Source organism: Pseudomonas sp. 2,4-D (assembly GCF_030418155.1).
Taxonomy (GTDB): domain Bacteria; phylum Pseudomonadota; class Gammaproteobacteria; order Pseudomonadales; family Pseudomonadaceae; genus Aquipseudomonas; species Aquipseudomonas alloputida.
The window spans coordinates 1-6095 of the sequence record NZ_JAUHUI010000080.1; the positions used below are offsets into that span (position 1 = coordinate 1).

At 61.8% G+C, this 6095-nt stretch carries 5 protein-coding genes; 3 read left to right on the plus strand and 2 right to left on the minus strand.

What is annotated here, in order from left to right:
* Positions 1 to 217 precede the first annotated feature (217 nt).
* Positions 218 to 1381, minus strand: coding sequence for a type III PLP-dependent enzyme (locus QYE47_RS27095; RefSeq protein WP_003248498.1), 1164 nt, complete (start codon positions 1379 to 1381; stop codon positions 218 to 220).
* 494 nt (positions 1382 to 1875) lie between these two features.
* Here QYE47_RS27095 and QYE47_RS27100 point away from each other — a divergent pair, with 494 nt between their 5' ends.
* The 3 genes from QYE47_RS27100 to QYE47_RS27110 all read left to right on the plus strand — a co-directional run bounded on the left by QYE47_RS27100 (position 1876) and on the right by QYE47_RS27110 (position 5894).
* Complete coding sequence (locus tag QYE47_RS27100; protein ID WP_012051258.1) at positions 1876 to 2373, plus strand: RNA polymerase sigma factor; 498 nt, start codon at positions 1876 to 1878, stop codon at positions 2371 to 2373.
* A 20-nt stretch (positions 2374 to 2393) separates the two neighbouring features.
* Complete coding sequence (locus QYE47_RS27105; RefSeq protein WP_026031847.1) at positions 2394 to 3356, plus strand: FecR family protein; 963 nt, start codon at positions 2394 to 2396, stop codon at positions 3354 to 3356.
* A 108-nt stretch (positions 3357 to 3464) separates the two neighbouring features.
* A complete protein-coding gene (locus QYE47_RS27110) occupies positions 3465 to 5894 on the plus strand; it encodes a TonB-dependent siderophore receptor (RefSeq protein WP_014589767.1) in 2430 nt (809 codons plus the stop codon).
* On the opposite strand, the gene QYE47_RS27115 is transcribed toward QYE47_RS27110, so the two are convergent.
* Positions 5867 to 6095 (minus strand): hypothetical protein (locus QYE47_RS27115; RefSeq protein ID WP_301159770.1); only part of this gene is annotated, 229 nt, incomplete at its 5' end. The genes QYE47_RS27110 and QYE47_RS27115 overlap by 28 nt on opposite strands.

Consider the following 6095-nt stretch of genomic DNA (forward strand, 5'->3'; position numbering starts at 1 on the left):
CAGGCCGTCGTAGGAGCGGGTTTACCCGCGAAAGGGCCGGGCCTGCTGGCCAATCTCCACCCGCCGTTCACCGTTGCTGCCGCTACCGTATTCGCGGGTAACCCCGCTCCTACACACGCATCGGTGGTTGGGCGCAGGCCGTTGTACGGTTTACCCGCAAAGAGGCCAGCACCGACAGCACGCACATGAAAACGGGGCCTTGCGGCCCCGTTGTGCATTACAGGTAGTAAGCCTTCAGCGGCGGGAAGCCGTTGAATTCCACTGCGCTGTAGCTGGTGGTGTAGGCGCCGGTCGACAGCCAGTACAGGCGGTCACCGATGGCCAGGTTCAGCGGCAGCCCGTACTTGTAGTTCTCGTACATGATGTCGGCGCTGTCGCAGGTCGGGCCGGCGATGACCACTTCCTCGGCTTCGCCTTTCTTCTCGGTCCAGATCGGGAACTTGATGGCTTCGTCCATGGTTTCGATCAGGCCGGAGAACTTGCCCACGTCGGTGTAGATCCAGCGCTCGACGGCGGTACGCGACTTGCGTGCGACCAGCACCACTTCGCTGACCAGGATGCCGGCGTTGGCGATCAGCGAACGGCCAGGCTCGAGGATGATTTCCGGCAGTTCGTCACCGAAGTCTTCCTTGAGGAAGCGGATGATTTCCTCGGCGTAGGTTTCCAGGCTGTTGGTACGGGTGATGTAGTTGGCCGGGAAGCCACCACCCATGTTGATCAGCTTCAGTTCGATGCCGTCTTCTTCTTTCAGGCGTTCGAAGATTACCTTGACCTTGGCGATGGCGGCGTCCCACACGCTGATGTCGCGTTGCTGCGAGCCCACGTGGAAGGAGATGCCGTATGGCACCAGGCCCAGGTCGCGGGCGAGGATCAGCAGGTCCATGGCCATGTCGGTCTGGCAGCCGAACTTGCGGGACAGTGGCCAGTCGGCAGTGGTGGAGCCTTCAGTCAGAATACGCACATACACTTTCGAGCCCGGTGCGGCCTTGGCGATGTTGCGCAGGTCGGCTTCCGAGTCGGTGGCGTACAGGCGCACGCCCTTCTCGTAGAAGTAGCGGATGTCCTTGGACTTCTTGATGGTGTTGCCGTAGCTGATACGGTCGGCGCTGACACCGCGGCCCATCACTTTGTCCAGCTCGTAGATCGAGGCGATGTCGAAGCTCGAACCTTTCTCTTTGAGCAGGTCGATGATTTCAACGGCCGGGTTGGCCTTGACCGCGTAGTAGACCTTGGCGAATTCGAAACCGGCGCGCAGGTCGTCGTACGCCTGGCTGATCATCTGGGTGTCGATGAGTACGAACGGGGTTTCCTGCTTGTCAGCGAACGCCTTCATTTTCTGGAAGGTTTCACGCGCGAAATAGTCTTCGACCTGGATCGACATGCTCAGGGACTCCATGGGCAAACTGAAAGATTAAGTGGCTGCAAACTGAACGTCCTCCGTATCCCCACTTTGGTTCGCCTACTCAGTACTTGAGCCGGATGGATCGTTTCCAGCATGGACGTTCGGCGCGCACTTTAGGGCGTGAAGAATGCAGAATCAACAGGCAATCCGGGCGTGATCGACGTGGATCGACGACCAGCCATTTGAATAACCGACTCGTGTGACCGGCTGATGTTCCCTGCGGTCTTTCAAGCGTAAAAAATTGTGGAATGGAGCGTGTTGGGCCCTTCGCGGGCAAGCCCGCTCCTACAGGGGATACGCGTTCCATGTGGGAGCTGGCTTGCCCGCGAAAAGGGCGGAGGTGTTCATATTTATGGCCACATTTTCCTGGTACCCCCGTACAGGAAATCGCCCATAAATTTTTTGTTACCGACTGGCGGATTTGCTGCTTTTGATGCGAAACATTACTATTCGCACCCTTGTCTGCCTCCCTGATGACCCCGACCGTGTCCGGACACAAAGGCTTCCTCGACCACTACCATGAGCTGATCGGCACCTGGACGCGCAAGCTGCGCAGTCGTCAGCAGGCCGAGGACCTCACCCACGATGCCTTTGTCCGGGTACTGGAAACCCCGCGCGAGCAGGTTGAGCAGCCACGCGCCTACTTGCATCAGGCTGCGCGCAACATCGCTGTGGATGGCTTCCGTCGCGAAGACCGCCGCCAGGCCCTGGAGCGGGAAGCCTTCGAAGAAGGCGCAACCGGCAGTGGCGACCCGGAAGCCTACGTGCACGCCCTGGAGCTGGCCGACAGCGTCGAGCGGGCGCTGGCCGAGCTGCCACTCAACTGCCGGCAGGTGTTCATCTGGCAGAAGCTCGAAGGCCTGACCCAGGCCGAGATTGCCGAGCGCATGGGGTTGAGCAAGAACATGGTCGAAAAGTATATGATCCGCACGCTTCGGCACCTGCGTGAGCACCTGGATGTGTCGGCATGAAGAGTCAGGAGGCCTTTTCGATGAAACAGCACGGTACCGATGCCGTCCGCGAGCAGGCGGCCGCATGGTTCGCCCGCGTGCAGGATGCACCTCGGGATGCCGGGCTGCACAAGCAGTTGCATGCCTGGTTGGCGAGCGACGAGCACCACCGGGAAGAATATGAGCATCTCTGCCGCGTGTGGCAGGCCGCCGACTTCATTCCACGTCAGCACCTGGAGGCGCTGTGCCAGCCAGACCCGGTGCAGAAGCTGCCACGACGGCGTTTCATGCGCCAGGCGTTGGCCGCCAGTGTCGCGGTAGTGGCGCTGGGCCTGGGCTGGGGCGGTTGGCACCACCTGCAACTGAACCATCAAGGCAGCCTGCAGACGGCCTTCAATGAGCGCCGTCAGATCGAACTGCCGGATGGCTCGCATCTGGAGCTCAATGGCAACACGCAGTTGCAGGTCGAGTTCAGCGCCGGCCAGCGGCACGTGCGCCTGAACGCCGGGGAAGTGATGTTCAGCGTCGCCCATGACAGTAACCGGCCGTTTGTGGTCGACACGGCCCAGGGCAGTGTGATCGTCACAGGTACCCGCTTTGACGTCCGCCTGGACCCAGCCAGCACCCGTGTGGCGGTGGAACAGGGGTCGGTGCGGGTGCAGGGCAAGGGTGCCTCGCTGGCGCAACTGACGGCCGGGCAGGGGTCGCATATCGATGCACAGGGCCTGGTCGCCGCACCCTATGCGGTCAACACCGGCGCCATGACCGCATGGCGACAGGGCAAGCTGCTGTTCGACAACGCAACCCTCGCCGAAGTAGTGGCCGAAACCTCGCGCTACCGTAGCCAGCCATTGCGGGTCGCCCCTGGGAAAGTCGCGCGGCTGCGCCTGTCCGGCACCTTCAGTACCAACGATACAGACGCTTTGCTGCGGGCTTTGCCGAGCATCCTGCCGGTGGCCATCAAGGCCCATGAAGACGGCTCCAGCGAAATAATCGCCAAATAGATTCAGGTTTTTTTTCACTCGTTCGTCTTCTTCGCCAGCTGCAACTGCCAAGCATTTCCATTTGCACGCGGTTGGCGTTTATTCCGCATTCCAGGATGTTTCGACGACGTGAACAACAACAAACCCTTCCCACGCTTTCGCGCCCTGGCGCTGGCCCTGGCGGTCAGCACCGTGGCCGTTGACAGCCAGGCCGCAGAGGCCGGCAATACCCTCCAGATCCAGGCCCAGCCGTTGGGTTCGGCGCTGAACCAGCTCGGCCAGCAGACCAGCCTGCAGCTGTTTTTCAGCCCCGAGCTGGTCGCCGGCAAACAGGCCCCGGCGGTATCGGGCAAGCTGGCGCCGGTGCAGGCGCTGCAACAGCTGTTGCAAGGCAGCGGGCTCACCTTCGAGGTGACCGGGGACACCGTTGTGGTGAAGCCACTGCCGACTACCCTTGACCTGGGCAGCGGCAGCCTGGAGCTGGCACCCACCGACATCAAAGTGGTCGGTGACTGGCTGGGTGATGCCCAGCAGAGCGTGGTACAGAACCACCCCGGGGCACGCACCGTGGTACGCCGCGAGGCAATGGTGGAGAAGGGCGCAATGAACGTGCGCGACGTGCTGCGCGGCATCCCTGGCGTGCAAGTGCAGGACTCCAACGGAACCGGTGGCAGCGACCTGTCGCTGAACGTGGGCGTGCGCGGCCTTACTTCGCGCCTGTCGCCGCGCTCCACGGTACTGATCGATGGCATCCCGGCCGCCTTCGCGCCGTATGGCCAGCCACAGCTGTCGATGGCACCGATTTCTTCTGGCAACCTCGACAGCATCGACGTCGTGCGCGGTGCCGGCTCGGTGCGCTACGGCCCGCAGAACGTGGGCGGCGTGATCAACTTTGTAACCCGGGCGATTCCGGAAAAGGCCTCGGCAGAGCTGTCCACCACCCTGGAGACCTCCCAGCACGGCGGCTGGAAACACACCGAGTCAGCCTTCGTCGGTGGCACGGCCGACAATGGCATGGGCGTGGCGCTGTTGTACACCGGGGTGAATGGCAACGGTTACCGTGAAAGCAACAACGGCAACGACATCGACGACGTTATCCTCAAGACGCATTGGGCGCCAACCGATGTCGATGAGTTCTGGCTCAACTTCCATTATTACGATGGCCGTGCCGACATGCCGGGTGGCTTGACCCAGGCCCAATACGACAGCAACCCGTACCAGTCGCTGCGCGATTACGATTACTTCGCGGGCCGGCGCAAGGATGTGTCGTTCAAATGGCAGCGGCAGCTCGATGATGCCACCCAGTTCGAAGTGCTGACCTACTACACCGACAGCTTCCGCGGCAGCACCATCGCCTCGCGGGACATGAAGACGTTGTCGTCGTACCCGCGCAACTACCACACCTTCGCCATCGAACCCCGTGTGTCGCGCATCTTCTTTGCCGGCCCAACCACCCAGGAAGTCAGTGTCGGTTACCGTTACCTGAAGGAAGCGATGCGCGAACAATCGACTCGCCTGGCGCTGATCGACAACGTACCGACGGTGACCCCGACTTCCGACGGCCACGTGTTCCAGGACCGCAGCGGCGGCACCGAGGCCAGCGCCTACTACATCGACGACAAGATCGACGTGGGCAACTGGACCATCACCCCTGGCGTGCGCTTCGAGCACATCAATACCGACTGGCGCGACCGCCCGGTACTGGACGCCAACAACCGCCCGGTAGCCGAGAAGAAGCGCAGCATCACCAGCAACGAGCCTTTGCCGGCACTGAGCGTGATGTACCACGTTTCCGATGCCTGGAAGGTGTTCGCCAACTACGAGACTTCGTTCGGTAGCCTGCAGTACTTCCAGCTGGGCCAGGGCGGTTCTGGCAACAGTACGGCCAATGGCCTGGAGCCGGAAAAAGCCAAGACCTACGAAATCGGTACCCGTTATGACAATGGCGGCTTTGCCGGTGAGCTGACGGCGTTCTACATCGACTTCGATGATGAGCTGCAGTACATCAGCAACGACGTGGGCTGGACCAACCTCGGTGCGACCAAGCACCAGGGCATCGAGGCTTCGGTGCGTTATGACCTGGCCGGGCTGGACCCGCGCCTGGACGGGCTGTCGGTGAGCGGTGGCTACACCTATACCCGCGCGACCTATGAAGGGGATATCCCGGGGTTCAAGGGCCGGGACCTGCCGTTCTATTCACGCCAGGTGGCCACTGCCGGGGTGCGTTACGCAGTTAACCGCTGGACCTGGAACCTGGACGCCTATGCCCAATCGAAGCAGCGTGCGCCGGGAACCGGGATCAATGCCGATGGCAGTTTCAATGGCGACTACATCACCGAGCCGAGTGCTGACGGGCAGTATGGCGATATTCCAGGCTACGTGACCTGGCATGCCCGTGGCGGTTATGAGTTCGGGCCGGACATGTCCAACCTGAAGCTGGCGGCGGGGGTGAAGAACCTGTTCGACAAGCAGTACTTCACCCGCTCCAGTGACAACAATGCCGGCCTTTACGTGGGTGAGCCGCGGACCTTCTACGTGCAGGCCAGTGTTGGGTTTTGATCGAGATTGCCGGGGCCGCTTTGCGGCCCTTCGCGGTCGGGTGTAGGAGCGGGTTCACCCGCGAAAGGGCCGGGCCTGCTGGCCAATTTCACCAGCCGCTCACCGTTGCCGCCGCTGCCGTATTCGCGGGTAAACCCGCTCCTATTGATCGGTGGTAGGCATACATCGGGGATTGAACACAGGCCGTTGTAGGAGCGGGTA

Bases quoted from the DNA above. Each gene is read 5' to 3' on its own strand.
- QYE47_RS27100 (WP_012051258.1), top strand. From the start codon at position 1,876: ATGACCCCGACCGTGTCCGGACACAAAGGCTTCCTCGACCACTACCAT.
- QYE47_RS27095 (WP_003248498.1), bottom strand. From the start codon at position 1,381: ATGTCGATCCAGGTCGAAGACTATTTCGCGCGTGAAACCTTCCAGAAA.
- QYE47_RS27105 (WP_026031847.1), top strand. From the start codon at position 2,394: ATGAAACAGCACGGTACCGATGCCGTCCGCGAGCAGGCGGCCGCATGG.